The sequence below is a fragment of the Pseudomonas sp. R4-84 genome (genome assembly GCF_054130985.1).
The window spans coordinates 4,787,098-4,802,893 of the sequence record NZ_CP096390.1; the positions used below are offsets into that span (position 1 = coordinate 4,787,098).

The 15,796-nt window shown below is 59.9% G+C and carries 14 protein-coding genes and 1 pseudogene; 14 read left to right on the plus strand and 1 reads right to left on the minus strand.

The genetic code is table 11. From position 1 onward, the window contains the following. Positions 1-203: 203 nt before the first annotated feature. Positions 204-1,088, minus strand: a complete 885-nt coding sequence (locus tag M1D68_RS21825; RefSeq protein ID WP_457968312.1) for a LysR substrate-binding domain-containing protein — start codon at positions 1,086-1,088, stop codon at positions 204-206. A gap of 111 nt (positions 1,089-1,199) precedes the next feature. On the opposite strand from M1D68_RS21825, the gene phnD reads away from it, so the two are divergent. From phnD to M1D68_RS21895, 14 genes and pseudogenes are all read left to right on the plus strand, one after another. Continuing rightward, complete coding sequence (phnD, locus tag M1D68_RS21830) at positions 1,200-2,066, plus strand: phosphonate ABC transporter substrate-binding protein (protein ID WP_434560773.1); 867 nt, start codon at positions 1,200-1,202, stop codon at positions 2,064-2,066. Then, positions 2,063-2,860, plus strand: coding sequence for a phosphonate ABC transporter ATP-binding protein (phnC, locus tag M1D68_RS21835; RefSeq protein WP_434560775.1), 798 nt, complete (start codon positions 2,063-2,065; stop codon positions 2,858-2,860). Before phnD ends, phnC begins: the two co-directional genes overlap by 4 nt. A gap of 1 nt (position 2,861) precedes the next feature. Beyond that, on the plus strand, positions 2,862-3,680 hold the full coding sequence (phnE, locus tag M1D68_RS21840) for a phosphonate ABC transporter, permease protein PhnE (protein WP_457968315.1): 819 nt from the start codon (positions 2,862-2,864) through the stop codon (positions 3,678-3,680). A 205-nt stretch (positions 3,681-3,885) separates the two neighbouring features. Next, positions 3,886-4,977 (plus strand): iron-containing alcohol dehydrogenase PsrA, encoded by a 1,092-nt coding sequence (psrA, locus tag M1D68_RS21845; protein WP_457968317.1) that lies wholly within the window; start codon positions 3,886-3,888, stop codon positions 4,975-4,977. A gap of 114 nt (positions 4,978-5,091) precedes the next feature. Further along, positions 5,092-6,387, plus strand: a complete 1,296-nt coding sequence (locus M1D68_RS21850) for an MFS transporter (protein WP_434560779.1) — start codon at positions 5,092-5,094, stop codon at positions 6,385-6,387. A 41-nt stretch (positions 6,388-6,428) separates the two neighbouring features. After that, positions 6,429-7,301, plus strand: a complete 873-nt coding sequence (locus tag M1D68_RS21855) for a LysR substrate-binding domain-containing protein (protein ID WP_420765623.1) — start codon at positions 6,429-6,431, stop codon at positions 7,299-7,301. A 78-nt stretch (positions 7,302-7,379) separates the two neighbouring features. Continuing rightward, a complete protein-coding gene (phnX, locus tag M1D68_RS21860) occupies positions 7,380-8,207 on the plus strand; it encodes a phosphonoacetaldehyde hydrolase (protein ID WP_434560780.1) in 828 nt (275 codons plus the stop codon). Positions 8,208-8,392: 185 nt separating this feature from the next. Next, positions 8,393-8,995 carry a TetR/AcrR family transcriptional regulator gene (locus M1D68_RS21865; protein ID WP_420765625.1) on the plus strand — a complete coding sequence of 201 codons (603 nt, stop codon included), beginning with the start codon at positions 8,393-8,395 and terminating at the stop codon, positions 8,993-8,995. 318 nt (positions 8,996-9,313) lie between these two features. Continuing rightward, a complete protein-coding gene (locus M1D68_RS21870) occupies positions 9,314-9,997 on the plus strand; it encodes a type 1 glutamine amidotransferase domain-containing protein (protein WP_457968320.1) in 684 nt (227 codons plus the stop codon). A gap of 93 nt (positions 9,998-10,090) precedes the next feature. Beyond that, a complete protein-coding gene (locus M1D68_RS21875) occupies positions 10,091-11,560 on the plus strand; it encodes an NAD-dependent succinate-semialdehyde dehydrogenase (protein ID WP_434560783.1) in 1,470 nt (489 codons plus the stop codon). Positions 11,561-11,595: 35 nt separating this feature from the next. Continuing rightward, positions 11,596-12,753 carry an alkene reductase gene (locus tag M1D68_RS21880; protein WP_457968322.1) on the plus strand — a complete coding sequence of 386 codons (1,158 nt, stop codon included), beginning with the start codon at positions 11,596-11,598 and terminating at the stop codon, positions 12,751-12,753. Next, the gene (locus M1D68_RS21885) at positions 12,750-13,490 is read left to right on the plus strand and encodes an SDR family oxidoreductase (protein WP_434560787.1); all 741 of its coding nucleotides are present in this window, start codon (positions 12,750-12,752) and stop codon (positions 13,488-13,490) included. Before M1D68_RS21880 ends, M1D68_RS21885 begins: the two co-directional genes overlap by 4 nt. Before the next feature lie 473 nt (positions 13,491-13,963). After that, positions 13,964-14,842 (plus strand): annotated as a pseudogene (locus M1D68_RS21890) (methyl-accepting chemotaxis protein); the annotation flags it as partial. Positions 14,843-15,043: 201 nt separating this feature from the next. Then, positions 15,044-15,748 carry a methyl-accepting chemotaxis protein gene (locus tag M1D68_RS21895; RefSeq protein WP_420765661.1) on the plus strand — a complete coding sequence of 235 codons (705 nt, stop codon included), beginning with the start codon at positions 15,044-15,046 and terminating at the stop codon, positions 15,746-15,748. The last annotated feature ends 48 nt before the right edge of the window (positions 15,749-15,796 follow it).

Below are 15,796 nucleotides of genomic sequence, written 5' to 3' on the forward strand. Positions count from 1 at the left end.
AAACGGTATTCCAAGTACATCTTCAAACAAAAAATACCCTTCTAAATCAGTTTACTGGGTAATCAATTCAGCTCACCCCGGCTCATTAAAGACCTCCACGGACGTCTTTTTTTGTGCTTCAGATCCAGTAAATACGCGGCCTCCAGCGCCATAGCACTTCACGCAGATCGTGCATTCACCAACTATCCGCCTCAGGTGACGAGTCACTGAGCTCCGTCAGGACGTTTGAGCCGGGCCTGGTTTGCACAGGCCAGGAACGTCTCGATGACCTGGCTGCGGCGTTCGGCGAGGCAGTAAAGGTACGTCTCTGTATGCACCGGATCCCCTTCGATACAAATGGCTTTGAGGTTTGCACCTGGGATGTACTCGGCCTCGGACACAACACCCAGGCCGATTCCCCTGGCGACTGCTTCCCGTAGTGCCTCTCGACTACCGATCTCCATGACCATACGCGGCGTCACGTCCCGTTCGGCCAGCGCCCGCTCAAATGCCAGGCGTGTCGTCGAGCCTTGCTCGCGGCGTAACATCGGCTGCCCCTGTAGTTCTTCCAGGCGTACGACATCGCGCTGTGCCAGCGGATGCTGGTGATGAGCAAACACGATTACCCGGTGCCGGGCATAGAGCGTGGAGTGGAACGACGGATCTTCATGCAGGCCTGCGAGGACTCCGATGTCTGTCACGTAGTTTTCCAAGTCCGCCAACACCGAGGCCGAGTTGCCCACCCGGATCGACAGCTCTACCTGGGGGAACTCGCGACGATAAGCATCGACCATTTCGATGACGTGAAACGGGCCAACCGCCCCCAGTCGCAACTGTCCCCTGACCATTGTCCCGGAGTCACGCAATAAGCCATGCGCTTCGGCTTCAAGGGCCATCAACTGCTGGGCGATAGGCAGCAGTTGGCGGCCAACCGTCGACAGCTCGGCGCGGCGCCCACGGCGGTGGAACAACTCCAGGTTATGCAAGCGCTCCAACGCCTGTATCTGCGTGGTGACCGTCGGTTGGCTAAGCCCAAGTGATCGTGCCCCCGCGCTGAAGCTCCCCTGACGGGCCACAGCCAGAAACGCGCGCAGCTTACTGTTCGACATCCATAGACTCCCTCAATACTTTTTCGTGTAAACCAATATTGAATCGATGGCATGACGGTCACATTACAAAAATAAGGTAAGCGGCATACCCAACCACGACTCGGATATGCCATGAAAATTCTTCGTAAGCTGTTTTGCGCTGCCAGTGTGTCCCTACCGCTGCTGATCAGCAGTGAAGTATCTGCCGAGACGGCGCTGAGGATCGGCCTGATTCCATCCGAAGATTCTCAATCGATGATCGAGAGCAGCCAACAGGTGCTCGACCAGTTGCAGGCGAAGTTGGGCATGCCCGTCAAGCCGTTCGTGGCCACCGACTACAACGGTGTGATCGAGGCGTTGCGCTCCAAGAAGCTGGATGTTGCTTACCTTGGGCCATTTTCCTACGTGCTTGCCAGCCAGGTGGCCGACGTGGAAGCGTTCGCCGTGGCAGTCACTAAAAAAACCGGCAAAAGTGCCTATCGCAGCCTGATCGTGGCCCGCTCCGACAGCGGCCTGAAGTCGCTGGCCGACCTGAAGGGGCATACGTTTGCTTTCGTCGATCCAAGTTCGACGTCCGGTCACCTCTTTCCCAAAGCTGGTATCGAGAAGGCTGGTTATCAGCCGGACAAGCTGTTTTCCCGCGTGATTTTTTCTGGCTCGCACGATGCGAGCATCCTGGCCGTGGCCAATGGCAAGGTGGACGCTGCCGCTGTGGCTGACCGCATTCTGGCGACCGCCACGACGCAGGGTGAAGTTAAACCGGACGAGTTGCGCGTCGTCTGGAGCTCGTCGGATATTCCCGAGTCACCGATGGTGTGGCGCAAGGATCTGGACCCGGCGCTGAAGCAGAAGCTGGCGGCTGCACTGGCCGAGGTCAAGGATATCCCCTGGGGCGATCAGGGCATGCTCAACGGTTTTCAACCCACCCGCGACGGCGCGTACGACGTGGTCCGAGAGACCGCCAAGGTACTCGATCTCGACCTGAGCAAAATGAAATGATCAGGGTTCATCAACTCACCAAGCACTACGGGGACAACCCCGTGCTCAGAGGCATCGACCTGCAGATCGGAGCCGGTGAGTTCGTCGTCGTGCTTGGGCAATCAGGTGCTGGAAAATCCACGCTGCTGCGTTGCATGAATCGGCTGGCCCAGGCAGATGGTGGCGAGCTTCACATCGCTGGGGTCGACGCGATGCAGTCACGTGACGAGCGCGCCCTGCGTCGTCAGGTGGCGATGATCTTCCAGCATCACAACGTGGTACCGCGCCTCTCGGTGTTGAAAAACGTACTCACTGGACGCCTGGGATCGCTGTCGACACTGGCCTCGGTACTCCAGCTGTTCAGTCGAGCCGACGTGGAATTAGCGCAACAATGTCTGCGCCGAGTAGAGCTGCTGCACAAAGCTGACGCGCGCACCGACTCGCTGTCGGGTGGGCAAATGCAAAGGGTCGGGATCGCACGCGCACTCGCCCAGCAACCCAAGGTAATTCTCGCTGACGAGCCCGTTGCCAGTCTTGATCCAAAGACGGCGCGGCTGGTCATGCAGTACCTGCGCGATGCCAGTCGCGAACTCGGTATTACCGTGGTGTGCAACCTGCACCAAGTCGATTTCGCAAGAGAGTTTGGCGACCGAATCATCGGCCTTGCCCATGGTCGCCTCGTTTATGACGGTGACGCGAGCGGTCTCGATCAACCCACGCTAAATCGTATCTATCCAGCGACAGGCGCGGATGACAATGCGACGGACATTGAATGCTCCTCGCCGCTGCGTTACAGCAATAGCTTGGGAGGCTGACATGCGCACTGAAAATTACCGCTGGATGGTTAAAACGCCGGACAGCCTTCGCGGCTGGGCTTCAACAGCCTCGCTGGTACTGATATTGATGGTCGTTTTGCACTGGAGTGCCAATGGCGCTCAGCTCAGTTGGGGGGAGTTGGCGGCCGGCCTTCCGCAAATCGGCGATTTCCTGTCTCGGTCAGTGCCACCCAACCTGGATATCTTGCCCAAGTTGATAGCGCCGGCTCTGGAGACCTTGCAGATCGCAATCTGGGGCACGCTCCTGGGTATCCTCTTCGCCGTGCCGCTGGCCTTTCTCGCTGCACGTAATCTGCAAAGCAACCGCTGGCTGTATCAAGGAACCCGACAAGCGCTCAACGTCATTCGCAGTATCAACGAGCTGATCCTCGCGCTGGTCTTTGTCTCCGCTGTGGGCTTGGGACCCTTTCCCGGCGTACTGGCGCTTGCCCTCCATGGCATTGGCATGCTCGGCAAGTTTTTCGCCGAGAGCATCGAAGAGATTGATCAGGGCCCTCTGGAAGCACTTCGAGCCACGGGCGCGCGACCGCTGCAGGTGATTGTGTTCGGGGTCATACCGCAAGTCATCACAGCCTGGATCGCCGTGATCCTCTATCGCTTCGAGGTCAACCTACGCTCGGCGACCGTGCTGGGCATGGTCGGTGCTGGTGGTCTCGGATTCGAGCTGGTGAGCAGCATCAAGCTGTTCAAATACCAGGAGACTGCCACCTGCATCATTGTGATCACGGTCATGGTAATCGCCGCCGACATGGTTTCGAACCGCTTGCGAGCCTCGATTCAGCAGGGCGGCAGACACTAGCCCATCACGCTCGTCGCCGCGTTTCAGCGGGCGATCACGCCCCTTTTACCCGACCTGATCCAGCGGAGTATCCCAGGTGGTCACGCACACCCATTCAACGCCTGTAAGTATCGGCCTGGCCGATGCAGAACTCGTATCAATCGATTTGAGCTCATGTAATGCGCCAGCGAACATGGCCGCACCTTCCAATAACAAGGGGAACGTCATGCCTTCCCACTTCCATAATCCGGTCGCCACTTACTTTGGCGGCGGTAGCTTGAGCCAGATCACTGCACTCACCGAGGGCCAGACGGTCGCCTTGGTGACTTTCCCGGAAGCCCGTGGCCTGGGCGTGATCGACAAGATCCAGGCGCTGCTGGGTGAGCGTCTTATTCATATCGTGGAAGATGTGCAGCCCAACCCGGATGTCTCGCAGTTGAGCGCCACTTACGAGCGTTTCTGGGCGCAGGCCGGAGGTTGTGAAACCGTGTTGGCGGTGGGAGGGGGCAGTGCGATCGATACCGCCAAGGCTCTGATCGTCGGTACGGCATCAGGGCGTTTCGATGAACTGCTGACTTTGCTGGGCAGTGGCAAGCCCTTTACGCCGGCGCGCTGCAAGGCGCTCATTGCAGCACCTACAACAGCCGGTACTGGCAGCGAAGTGACGCCATGGGCAACGATCTGGGATTCAGGCCAGCAAAAGAAGTACTCACTGCATCTGGAGTGCACCTGGCCCAAAGCGGCGATCATTGACCCGGACCTGATGCTCACTGTGCCGGCAGGTGTGACGGTATCCACCGGCCTTGATGCCCTGTCACATGCGCTGGAGTCGATCTGGAACGTCAACGCCAACCCGATCTCCGACACTTTTGCGACCTCTGCCATCGAAGACATCCTGGACTGCCTGCCTCGCTTGCGCCAGGACCTGTCCAGCCGCGAGCTTCGTTCGCGAATGGCGTTGGCAGCCCTGAAAGCGGGCCTGGCATTTTCCAACACCAAGACCGCGCTGGCCCATTCCATTTCCTACGAGATGACGCTGCGTCATGGCTTGCCGCACGGCATCGCCTGCTCCTTTACGCTGCCACACGTACTGGGGCTGGCGTGGGGCCGCGACGCCGCTCGGGACCAGACGCTACAGCGTGTCTTTGGAACTGACCTGGCCGAGGCCCAGGAGCGCTTGCGCAGCTTTCTCCATCACCTGGACGTGAAGACCGAGTTCACCGACTACGGGGTGACGGAGGTCGAGGCGCAGGAGATGATCCTTTCTGCCATGCAGGGCGCCCGCGGCAAGAATTTCATCGGCTCGCGGGCTGCCTGATACGTCGCTTACCCAAACGAGGGCGACTGATTAGGCCGCCTATTTCCTGTTGCACCGAATAAGAGTGCCGTTCTTCGACCACCTGGTTGAAGGCGTAACAAAAAGGAAAACATGATGAATCGTGAGCATGCTCTGTCTGGTCTCGCTGTGTCCGCAGCCCCATCCTTTCGCTTGGCTCAGTGGCGAATGCTGCTGGCGGCGATGTTCTGCTACCTGTTTTTCTACACCGGTCGGCAAACGTTCGGCTTCGCAATTCCCGGCATGCAGGCTGAGTTCGGCCTGAGCAAGGAGACCCTGGGCTGGGTTTCTGCGGCGATGCTGTGGGCTTACGCCATCGGCCAAGCTATCAATGGAAACCTGGCGGACAAGTTCGGCGGGCGCCGCATCATGACGCTGGGGGCTGTCCTCTCCTGCGCCGCCAATTGGGTGACCAGCTTCGCCAGCGGCATCGTCAGCCTCATCCTACCGTGGGGCGTCAATGGCTACTTTCAGGCGCTTGGCTGGGCGCCAGGTAGCCGTCTGCTGTCCAATTGGTGGGGAGTGTCGGAGCGCGGCAAGGTATATGGGTTCTACGTGTTCGCGGCAGGTTGTGCCTCGATTCTGTCCTATGTCACATCGGTGGTCGTGCTGGAAGTGCTAGAGCTCGAATGGCGCTGGATTTTCCGTCTGCCAGTGCTGCTCATGCTGGCCGGCGGTATCCTGTTTTACTTCATCGCCCGGGAGCGCCCGCAAGACATGGGGTTCGAGCCGCTTACCGACACCGGCGTGGCAAACGCCGATGACAAGGGACAAGAAGCCTCGGATGAAGTCGAGACCTCGGCTCAGCGCTACAAAGCAGTCCTGAAGAATACGCGTCTGATCATCGCCGCCGTTTCTCTCGGGTTTCAGAATGCGGCGCGGTATGGCTTGATCGTCTGGGTGCCGGTGCATTTCCTGGGTGCCGACTGGAAAAGCGGCGACAGCTGGATCGATCCGAAATGGATCACCGTCGCGCTGCCGGTTGGGATGGCGGTAGGTGCGCTCAGCAACGGTTGGGTGTCCGACAAGTTATTCGGCTCCAAGCGCTACCTGGCGATCATGTTGTACATGTTCCTCGGCGCAGCCACCAGCCTATGGATGTGGAGCCTGCCGGCACATAGCACCGTCGGCTTGATCGCCCTGTTCCTCTGCGGTTTTTTCGTCTACGGCCCCGCCTCCAGCTTCTGGGCGCTGTGCCCCGATCTGGTTGGCGCCAAGCGCGCAGGCACCGCCACCGGCATCATGAATTTCTCCTCTTACCTGTTCGCCGGCCTGGCTGAGCCATTGATCGGCAGCATGCTGGACAGCACGGGCAACACGTCATTGATATTCGTAGTCGTCGCTTCTGCCTGTATCTGCAGTGCAATGGTCGCATTGTTCGTACGGCGCTGACCTAGGCTTAACCAGCGGAACTCACGAAATCGGTAATCGCCATGTATCAGTACCACAAATGGCTTCGCTCCTTTCACGCAGTCGCTCGCAATGGCAGCTTCACGCTTGCTGCTGAGTATCTGAGCGTGGGACAGCCGACTGTCAGCGAGCAGGTGAGCGCGTTGGAGAACATGTTCTCCGTCGAGCTCTTCCATCGTCGCGGGCGTTCCATCGAGATGACGGCTGCCGGTCGCCAACTCTATGCGATCACCCAGGGCCTGTTCGGTCAGGAGGATGAAGCCGTGCAATTGCTGCAGAGCTTCCGCCAACGAAAGGCAGGTTTGTTGAGGCTCGGCGCAGTTTCGCCGCCCATCGCCATGAGCCTGACGTACGCGTTGATGCAGCAGTACCCGGATGTGGAGTTGGAAACGTCTTTTTCCTCCGAACGGGAAACACTGGATCGGCTTTACAACTTCGACATCGATGTGGCGATCCTGGCGCTCTCGGAGTTCGATCATCGCCTGCACACACAGTTATATCGGCGTTACCCGATTGTCGGCGTGGTCCGCGAGGATCATCCATGGGCAGGACTGGAACAGGTTCGGATCGAACAGATTCGCGGCGAGCGGGTGGTTTTGCGCGAGCAGGCTTCACGTACCCGGCAGTTGGTGGAAGAGGCCTGTCATCGAGCCGGCATCGAGCTCGACTGCGCCATGCAGCTCAACAGCCGCGAAGCGATCGTGCATGCCATCGCTCAGGGCATAGGTATCGGTTTCGTCTCGGCGGTGGAATACGCGGAAACGCCCGGTACCCGGCCGGTCACCTTTGTCGATCATCCGTTTCACATCGAATATCACCTGTGCTGCCTGGGCATTCGTCGTAACCGACCAATGATTGTCGAGCTGTTCGAAAACTGCACACCGCCACCGACCTGAATGCCATCGATTTCATCACTCAGCCTGCCCATTCAATGGGGGGGCAGGACTTTTTCACTCGTCATTTGGAGATGCACCATGAACTACAACCAACCGACACAACTGCAAGCGGCCATTCTCGACTGGGCAGGTACCGTCGTTGACTTTGGCTCCTTCGCGCCGACGCAGATCTTTGTCGAGGCGTTCGGCGAGTTCGGGGTCGAGGTGTCCCTTGAAGAGGCACGCGGTCCGATGGGGATGGGCAAGTGGGATCACATCCGAACCCTGTGCGACATGCCCGCGGTTGCCGAGCGCTACCGCGCAAAATTTGGCCGTACGCCTACGGATGCGGACGTCACGGCGATTTATGAGCGCTTCATGCCGCTGCAGATCGACAAGATCGGCCTTCATTCGGCATTGATTCCGGGCGCGCTGGAGGCCATCACGGTGTTGCGTGATAAGGGTTTGAAGATCGGCACCTGCTCGGGCTACCCGGCGGTGGTGATGGAGAAAGTTGTGGAGCTGGCTCGCCGCAACGGTTATGAACCTGATCACGTCGTGGCCACCGATGAAGTGCCCAATGGCCGCCCTTATCCGGCACAGTCCCTGGCCAACGTCATCGCACTGGGTATCAGTGATGTCGCGGCCTGTGTGAAAGTCGATGACACCTGGCCAGGCATTTTGGAAGGTCGCAGCGCCGGCATGTGGACGGTCGCACTGACCTGCTCGGGCAATGCTCTAGGGATGACCTACGAGCAATACAAGAGCATGCCTGGGGATAAGCTGGATCAGGAGCGCAACCGCATCGGTCGCATGTTCGAGGGTTCGCGCCCGCACTATTTGATCGACACCATCGCCGAGTTGCCGGCAGTGATCGATGACATCAATGCACGCCTGTCGAGAGGCGAAATGCCTCAAAACACCTGAGTTCCCGGGTACCGGGCAGCTGGCATCGTCAATTGCCCTATCAGGCGCGCCTGACCCTGGCGCAGCCCAACAAAAAAGACGCCCAAAAGGCGTCTTTTTTGTGCCTGCCATTTCATAACCCACGAAGCAGCGGCATTCATCTCCTACTAGTAGACCGATCGACTAGAAACGATTAGCATCGCCCCATGAATACTCTAAAAATCCGCGAAACATCCGACGTCCGCCAAGGCATCCTTGATGTGGGCCAAAGAATCATGGCCGCCAAAGGTTATACCGCGGTGGGTCTGAACGAGATCCTGGCGACTGCCGGTGTGCCGAAGGGCTCGTTCTATCACTACTTTGGCTCCAAGGACGCGTTTGGCGAGGCCCTGCTTGAGAACTATTTCGAGACTTATCTCGACGATATCGACCGGACCCTCGCCCAGCCGGGCCTGACGATGGCGCAGCGTCTGCTGGACTATTTCCGCATCTGGCAGGACACCCAGTCCTTTCATGATTGCCAGGGCAAGTGCCTGGCGGTGAAGCTGGGCGTGGAAGTCGCTGACCTTTCCGAGGCCATGCGTGCGGTGCTTAACCGCGGTACGTCAGGAATCATCGATCGCCTGGCGAGTGGGATCGAGTCCGGCTTGGCCGAGGGCTCATTGACCATCAGCGGTACTCCCCACGAGGTTGCGCAGAGCCTCTATCAACTTTGGGTCGGCGCTAGCGTCATGGTGAAGATCACCAAGAGCGTCCAACCCTTCGAGACGGCGATGTCCACGACTCGCCAGCTTCTCAACCTGTCCTGATACACCGGCATGAGCGGTGTAGCGCCCGTCACGGCGTCGCACTGCTCGCGTCATCCCTCGCCGCTTTTTCCCCGACGTTTCTGCGATGCTTCCTACGCTCACTTGCAGCCCCTGAACAGCACCCGTAAAAAATTTCAAAAAGTTACTAGACGACCGGTCTAATTTGAAATACCGTAGCAGCACGTTCACCTCTGGGAACAAAGAACTACAGCCTTAGCCAGTCAACCAATGATCGTTCGCCGCCAACCAACTAGACGACCGGTCTAATTTAACGATTTGTCGTGACCTCACGACCCAACTGAAAAAAGGAAGCACAAAATGAAAATTCTCATGGTTCTGACCTCACACGACACCCTTGGCGATACCGGCCGCAAAACCGGTTTTTGGCTCGAAGAGCTGGCAGCGCCTTATTACACCTTCCTGGGCGCCAACGCCGAGATCGTCCTGGCGTCCCCAGCGGGTGGCCAGCCACCGCTCGATCCGAAGAGCAACGAGCCGTCCTTCCAGACAGACCTGACCCGCCGCTTCGAAACCGATGCCGTAGCCAAAGCGCTGCTCGCCAACACCGTGCGCCTGGACAGCGTATCGCCTGCCGATTTCGATGCGGTTTTCTACCCAGGCGGCCACGGCCCGCTGTGGGATCTGGCAGAAGACCCGGTCTCGATCCAGTTGATCGAGTCCTTCATCGCCGCCGGCAAGCCCGCTGCCTTGGTGTGCCATGCCCCGGGCGTCCTGCGCCATGTAAAGAAGGCTGACGGCACACCCTTGGTCGAAGGCAAGCAAGTTGCCGGTTTCACCAATTCCGAAGAAGAGGCAGTCGGCCTGACCCACGTCGTGCCCTTCCTGGTCGAGGACATGCTCAAGGCCAAGGGTGGCCTGTACTCGAAAGGCCCGGACTGGGCCTCCTACGTGGTTCGCGACGGCCTGCTGATCACCGGCCAGAACCCCGGCTCGTCCAGCGAAGCCGCGAAGGTCCTGACAGAGCTGCTGAACAACGCCTGATCAAGCCTTGGGCGGGAGACGCCGCAGGTCTCCCGCACTCTACGACATCCCCCGACGCCATCGGCAAAAGCCCTCACATTCCTGGAGACACCCATGACTGCGTTCAACTTGCAGCAGATCAAAGACGCTGGCTGGCTGAAAGAAGCCAACTATATCGACGGCCTGTGGGTGGCAGCGGATGACGCCAGCCACTTCGCGGTAAACGACCCAGCCACCGAGAGCCAGATCGGCCAGATCCCTTGGAGCGGCGCTGTTGAAACACGCCGCGCCATCGACGCCGCACAGGCAGCGTTCGCATCCTGGTCACTGACCACCGCGGCAGAGCGCGCCATTCTGCTCAATCGCATGGCGCAGTTGGTACGCGACAACCTCGACATCCTCGCCAGCATGCTGACGCTCGAACAAGGCAAGCCGCTGGCCGAAGCGCGCAACGAAATGAAACTGGGCGCCGACTACATTCAGTGGTTTGCCGAAGAGGCGCGGCGCATCAATGGCGAGATCATTCCCTCGCCTTGGAAAGACCGGCAGATCCTGGTCACCCGCGAGCCCGTCGGCGTGGTGGGAGCGATCTCGCCGTGGAACTTCCCCTTCTCCATGCTCTCGCGCAAAGTCGCTCCGGCGCTGGCGGCCGGCTGCACCATCGTCATCAAACCATCCGAATTCACGCCGTTCTCCGGCCTGCTCTATGGTGTGTTGGCGCAGCAAGCGGGCATCCCCGCCGGTGTGGTCAATGTCGTCACAGGCGACGGTGCCGCGGTGGGCGGCGAACTGTCCGCCAACCCGTTGGTGCGCAAGATCACCTTCACCGGTTCCACCCGCGTCGGCAAGCTGCTGTACAAGCAATCCGCCGACAGCATGAAGAAATTGTCGATGGAGTTGGGCGGCAACGCACCGACGATCATTTTCGACGACGCCGACCTCGACCTGGCCGTCGAAAATGCCATCGCCGGAAAATTTCGCAACAGTGGCCAGACGTGCGTATGCACCAACCGCTTCTATGTCCAGGACGGTATCTATGACGAGTTCGCTAAGCGCCTGACGGCACGGGTCCGGCAGCTGAAAATCGGCAACGGCTTCGATGAGGGCGTCGAGCAAGGCCCGCTGATCAACCAGGCCGCCGTCAGCAAGGTCGATGCGCACGTGCGAGACGCCCAAGCCAAAGGCGGTCGGGTATTGCTGGGTGGCAAACGCCATGCGCTCGGCGCGACGTTTTATGAGCCCACCGTGATCGCTGACGCCACAGCCGACATGCTCATCGCCCAGGAAGAGACCTTCGGCCCCGTGGCAGCGCTGTTCCGCTTCAGCACCGAACAAGAAGGCATCGACGCCGCCAACGCCTCCGAGTTCGGCCTGGCCGCGTACTTCTTTACCCGCGACCTGGCGCGCACCTTCCGCGTCTCCCGCGCCTTGCAGAGCGGCATGATTGGCATCAACGCCGGGGTCATCACCACCGTCGAAGCGCCCTTCGGCGGGGTCAAGGATAGCGGTATCGGCCGCGAGGGCTCGACTCATGGCTTGGATGAATACCTCAACCTCAAATACCTCAGCCTCGGTGGTTTGTAAGCCCACCCGACATTGACGCGACAAGGAATCGAATCATGGAACATCGCTCGTTGTTCGAGCCCACCTCGTTGGGCTCCATCACGCTGAAGAACCGCATCGTCATGCCGCCACTCACCCGCCAACGCAGCGGACAGCCCGGCGACATTCCCACGGCCCTGATGGCTCGCTACTACCAACAACGGGCCAGCGCCGGCCTGATCATCAGCGAAGGCACCCAGATCGAGCCTCGGGGCAAAGGTTATGCCTGGACGCCAGGCATCTACAGCCAGGCGCAGATCGATGGCTGGCGCACCGTGACCGACGCCGTGCATGCCAAGGGCGGGGTGATTTTCGCCCAGCTTTGGCACGTTGGACGGGTGTCCCACAACGCACTGCAGCCCGACAACGCCGCCCCCATCGCGCCGTCGCCGATCCAGGCGCAAAAGGCCAAGGCCTTCATCGAAACCGGCCCTGGCACCGGTACTCTGGTGGAACCGTCCATGCCTCGGGAATTGAGCGTCGCCGAGATCAAGACGCTGGTCGAACTCTATGCCCAGGCCGCGCGCAATGCCCTGAGCGCCGGCTTCGATGGCATTGAAATCCACTCGGCCAATGGCTATCTGGTCAATCAGTTCATCTCGACCCATGCCAACCAGCGCACCGATGAATACGGCGGCTCGCTGCACAACCGCCTGCGCTTCTTGCGCGAAGTGGTGCAAGCCGTCAGCGCCGTGGTCGGGCCCGAACGCGTCGGGGTGCGCTTCACGCCGCTGTTCACCAGCACCGACGAAGACCGGGTGTACATCGGCTTTGTCGAAGAAGATCCGCACCAGACCTACATCGAGGCCATCAAGGTGCTTGAGCAAGCAGGCGTAGGCTACCTCTCGATCGCCGAAGCCGACTGGCCGAATGCGCCGGACCTGCCCGACGCGTTTCGTCGCGAGGTCAGACGCACGTTCAGCGGTCGCATCATCTATGCCGGTTTGTACACCGCGGATCGCGCGGCACGCCTGGTCGAAGCGGGCCTGGCCGACCTGGTTGCGTTCGGTCGTCCCTTCATTGCCAACCCCGACTTGCCTGAGCGCATCGCCAACGGCTGGCCGCTGAACACCTTGAACGCCGCTGGGCTGTATGGCGGCAACGAGCAAGGGTTCACCGACTACCCGCGGTACAGCCCCTCCACATCTGACGTAAAAGAAGAGGTATTGGCATGAACGAAGGAATCGAAGGCAAAGTCGTCCTGATCACCGGCGGCAGCACCGGCATCGGCGCCGAAGTCGCTCGCCTGCTGGCCGCACGCGGCGCCAAGGTGGCAGTGGCCGCACGTCGGACTGACAAACTGGAGGCCGTGGTGGCCGGGATCGCTCGCCAGGGTGGCGCGGCCAAAGCCTACACCCTCGACGTCACCGACAAACGCCAGGTCGAGGCCGTGGTCGCCGCGGTCGTGACCGACTTCGGCAAGCTCGACGTGCTGATCAACAACGCCGGACTGATGCCGATTCGCCCCATGGCAGAGGTCAACACCGATGAATGGGACGCCATGATCGACGTCAATCTCAAGGGCACGCTCTACGGTATCGCAGCGGCGCTGCCACGTTTCCTCGCGCAGGAAAGCGGACACATCATCAACCTGAGCTCCGTGGCTGGAGTAAAAGTCTTTGCACCCGGTGGAACGGTGTACTCGGGAACGAAGTTCGCCGTCAGCGCCATTTCCGAAGGCTTGCGCCAGGAAGTAGGCGACAAGGTTCGCGTGACGTCCATCGCACCCGGCGCGGTGGACAGCGACCTCAAGCACAGCACCTTCGGCACAGCCAAAGACACCGTGCTGGACTTCTATAAGAAAGCAATCCCGGCTGCCTCGGTAGCTCGTGCCATCGCTTTCGCGATCGAGCAGCCGAACGATGTGGACATCAACGAAATCGTGCTCCGTCCGACTCAACAGGAATTTTGACAATAGGGAAAGACAAAAGGGGACTTGACCGTAGAGGACTTCAGGTGCGGATCGTCCACCGATACTCGGGACATACGTAGCCGCATCGAATGAATTTTTCTTCACCCCGGGTCTTCATGTGATCCGTTACAGTCCCCTCGCTCATTCAAGAAACTAAGGTTTTAGCCCGCTCTCCCGCGGGCTTTTTTTTGCCTGTCATTCCTCATCCCGACAAAAAAACTTTCAGATTCAGGACCAGCCGCCGATACAGCTCCGTTAAACGTTTTTGCTGGCTCTTAACAACAACAATCTTCCAGCCAACCGACGATCAAGCAGCGCAACGTTCCTGGAGGAATTTGATGAATAGCTGGTTTGGCAACATTAGCGTCAACATGAAACTGGGCCTGGGCTTCGGCCTGGTGCTGGTACTGACTTGTCTCCTGGCCCTGACCAGTTGGACCAGCCTGGGTGGCTTGATAGACCGCAGCAACTGGATGAGCGACATCACCCAGCTCAACGCTGGCCTGACCAAGCTGCGCGTCACTCGCCTGCAATACATGCTGACCAACGGCGACGAGACCGCCGCGCAAAATGTACAGACCACCCTTGATGGTTTCCTGGCGCAGCAGAACGCGCTGCTCAACAGTTTCAAAAGCCCTGCAAACGTCAAACTGCTCAAAGAGCAGAATGCGACCATCAACGCCTATCAAGTGTCGCTGAACAAAATGCGCAGCGCCTACCGTACCGGCAACACCGCCCGTGAGGTCATGGGCGCAAACGCCGAGACGGCCTACAAGCTGATCGAAGCAATCGATTCGGACGTCAAGCAGATGGCCCTCAGCGATGAACGCTTTGAGCAGTTCCAGGCCATTACCCAGACCAAGCAGGCGTTCATGCTGGCTCGTTATGAAGTGCGCGGCTATACCGCCAACCCCAACGCCGATACCGAACGCAAGGCCTTCGCCCAACTGGATGCCGCCATCGCGTCGCTCAAGCCGCTCGATGAATACTTCGCCAGTACCCGCCAAGGTGAGCTGCGCCAGCTTGAGTCGACCCTGGTCCAATACCGCAGCGCCGTACAGGCTTTCAAATTGGCCACGGCCGATGTTGTACAGGCACGCAAGGAAATGACTGACCAAGGCGCGGCCATCGTCTCCCTGAGCGAGCAGCTGTACCAGATCCAACTCGACCGTCGCGACGCAGAAAGCGCCCAAGCCCGCACGCTGCAACTGGTCAGCACCTTGCTGGCCCTGTTGGTGGGCGTCATTGCCGCCGTGGTCATCACTCGCCAGATCACTCGCCCGCTGCGTGAAACGCTCGCCGTGGTAGAGCGCATCGCCGGCGGCGACCTATCGCAGAACGTTATCGTTACCCGTCGCGATGAACTCGGCGTCTTGCAACAAGGCATCGCCCGCATGGGCGTGACCTTGCGCGACCTCATCAGCGGCATCCGCGATGGCGTGACGCAGATCGCCAGCGCCGCCGAAGAGCTGTCGGCCGTCACCGAGCAGACCAGCGCCGGGGTCAACAGCCAGAAAGTCGAGACCGACCAGGTCGCGACCGCCATGCATGAGATGACCGCCACGGTCCAGGAAGTCGCCCGCAACGCCGAAGAAGCGTCCCAAGCCGCGGCCGCCGCCGACGGTGAAGCCCGTGATGGCGACCAGGTGGTCAACGAAGCCATCGCTCAGATCGAACGCCTGGCCAGTGAAGTGGTGCGCTCTACCGATGCGATGACCGTTCTGCAGCAGGAAAGCGACAAGATCGGCGCGGTGATGGACGTCATCAAGGCCGTCGCCGAGCAGACCAACTTGCTGGCGCTCAACGCCGCCATCGAAGCGGCCCGCGCCGGTGAAGCCGGTCGTGGCTTCGCAGTCGTCGCCGACGAAGTCCGTGGCCTGGCCCAACGCACGCAGAAATCCACCGAAGAAATCGAAGGCCTGGTGGCCGGCCTGCAGAACGGCACCCAGCAAGTGGCCGCCGTGATGAACAACAGCCGCAACCTCACCGACAGCAGCGTGGCACTGACCCGCAAGGCCGGCGTGTCACTGGAGAACATCACCCGCACGGTGTCGAACATCCAGTCGATGAACCAGCAGATCGCGGCCGCCGCCGAGCAACAGAGCGCCGTGGCCGAAGAGATCAGCCGCAGCATCATCAACGTGCGCGATGTCTCCGAACAAACCGCCGCCGCCAGCGAAGAGACCGCAGCGTCCAGTGTTGAACTGGCGCGGTTGGGCGGTCAGTTGCAGCAGATGGTCAGTCATTTCAGGGTTTGATTACGCAAACGCCCGCTTCCAATGGAAACGGGCGTCTTGCCTACCGAT

Excerpts from the sequence above, each read along its gene's own strand:
- M1D68_RS21850 (WP_434560779.1), top strand. The coding sequence starts at position 5,092 with ATGAATCGTGAGCATGCTCTGTCTGGTCTCGCTGTGTCCGCAGCCCCA.
- M1D68_RS21895 (WP_420765661.1), top strand. The coding sequence starts at position 15,044 with ATGACCGCCACGGTCCAGGAAGTCGCCCGCAACGCCGAAGAAGCGTCC.
- phnC (WP_434560775.1), top strand. The coding sequence starts at position 2,063 with ATGATCAGGGTTCATCAACTCACCAAGCACTACGGGGACAACCCCGTG.
- phnD (WP_434560773.1), top strand. The coding sequence starts at position 1,200 with ATGAAAATTCTTCGTAAGCTGTTTTGCGCTGCCAGTGTGTCCCTACCG.
- phnX (WP_434560780.1), top strand. The coding sequence starts at position 7,380 with ATGAACTACAACCAACCGACACAACTGCAAGCGGCCATTCTCGACTGG.
- M1D68_RS21825 (WP_457968312.1), bottom strand. The coding sequence starts at position 1,088 with ATGTCGAACAGTAAGCTGCGCGCGTTTCTGGCTGTGGCCCGTCAGGGG.
- psrA (WP_457968317.1), top strand. The coding sequence starts at position 3,886 with ATGCCTTCCCACTTCCATAATCCGGTCGCCACTTACTTTGGCGGCGGT.
- M1D68_RS21870 (WP_457968320.1), top strand. The coding sequence starts at position 9,314 with ATGAAAATTCTCATGGTTCTGACCTCACACGACACCCTTGGCGATACC.
- M1D68_RS21885 (WP_434560787.1), top strand. The coding sequence starts at position 12,750 with ATGAACGAAGGAATCGAAGGCAAAGTCGTCCTGATCACCGGCGGCAGC.
- M1D68_RS21875 (WP_434560783.1), top strand. The coding sequence starts at position 10,091 with ATGACTGCGTTCAACTTGCAGCAGATCAAAGACGCTGGCTGGCTGAAA.
- M1D68_RS21855 (WP_420765623.1), top strand. The coding sequence starts at position 6,429 with ATGTATCAGTACCACAAATGGCTTCGCTCCTTTCACGCAGTCGCTCGC.
- phnE (WP_457968315.1), top strand. The coding sequence starts at position 2,862 with ATGCGCACTGAAAATTACCGCTGGATGGTTAAAACGCCGGACAGCCTT.
- M1D68_RS21880 (WP_457968322.1), top strand. The coding sequence starts at position 11,596 with ATGGAACATCGCTCGTTGTTCGAGCCCACCTCGTTGGGCTCCATCACG.
- M1D68_RS21865 (WP_420765625.1), top strand. The coding sequence starts at position 8,393 with ATGAATACTCTAAAAATCCGCGAAACATCCGACGTCCGCCAAGGCATC.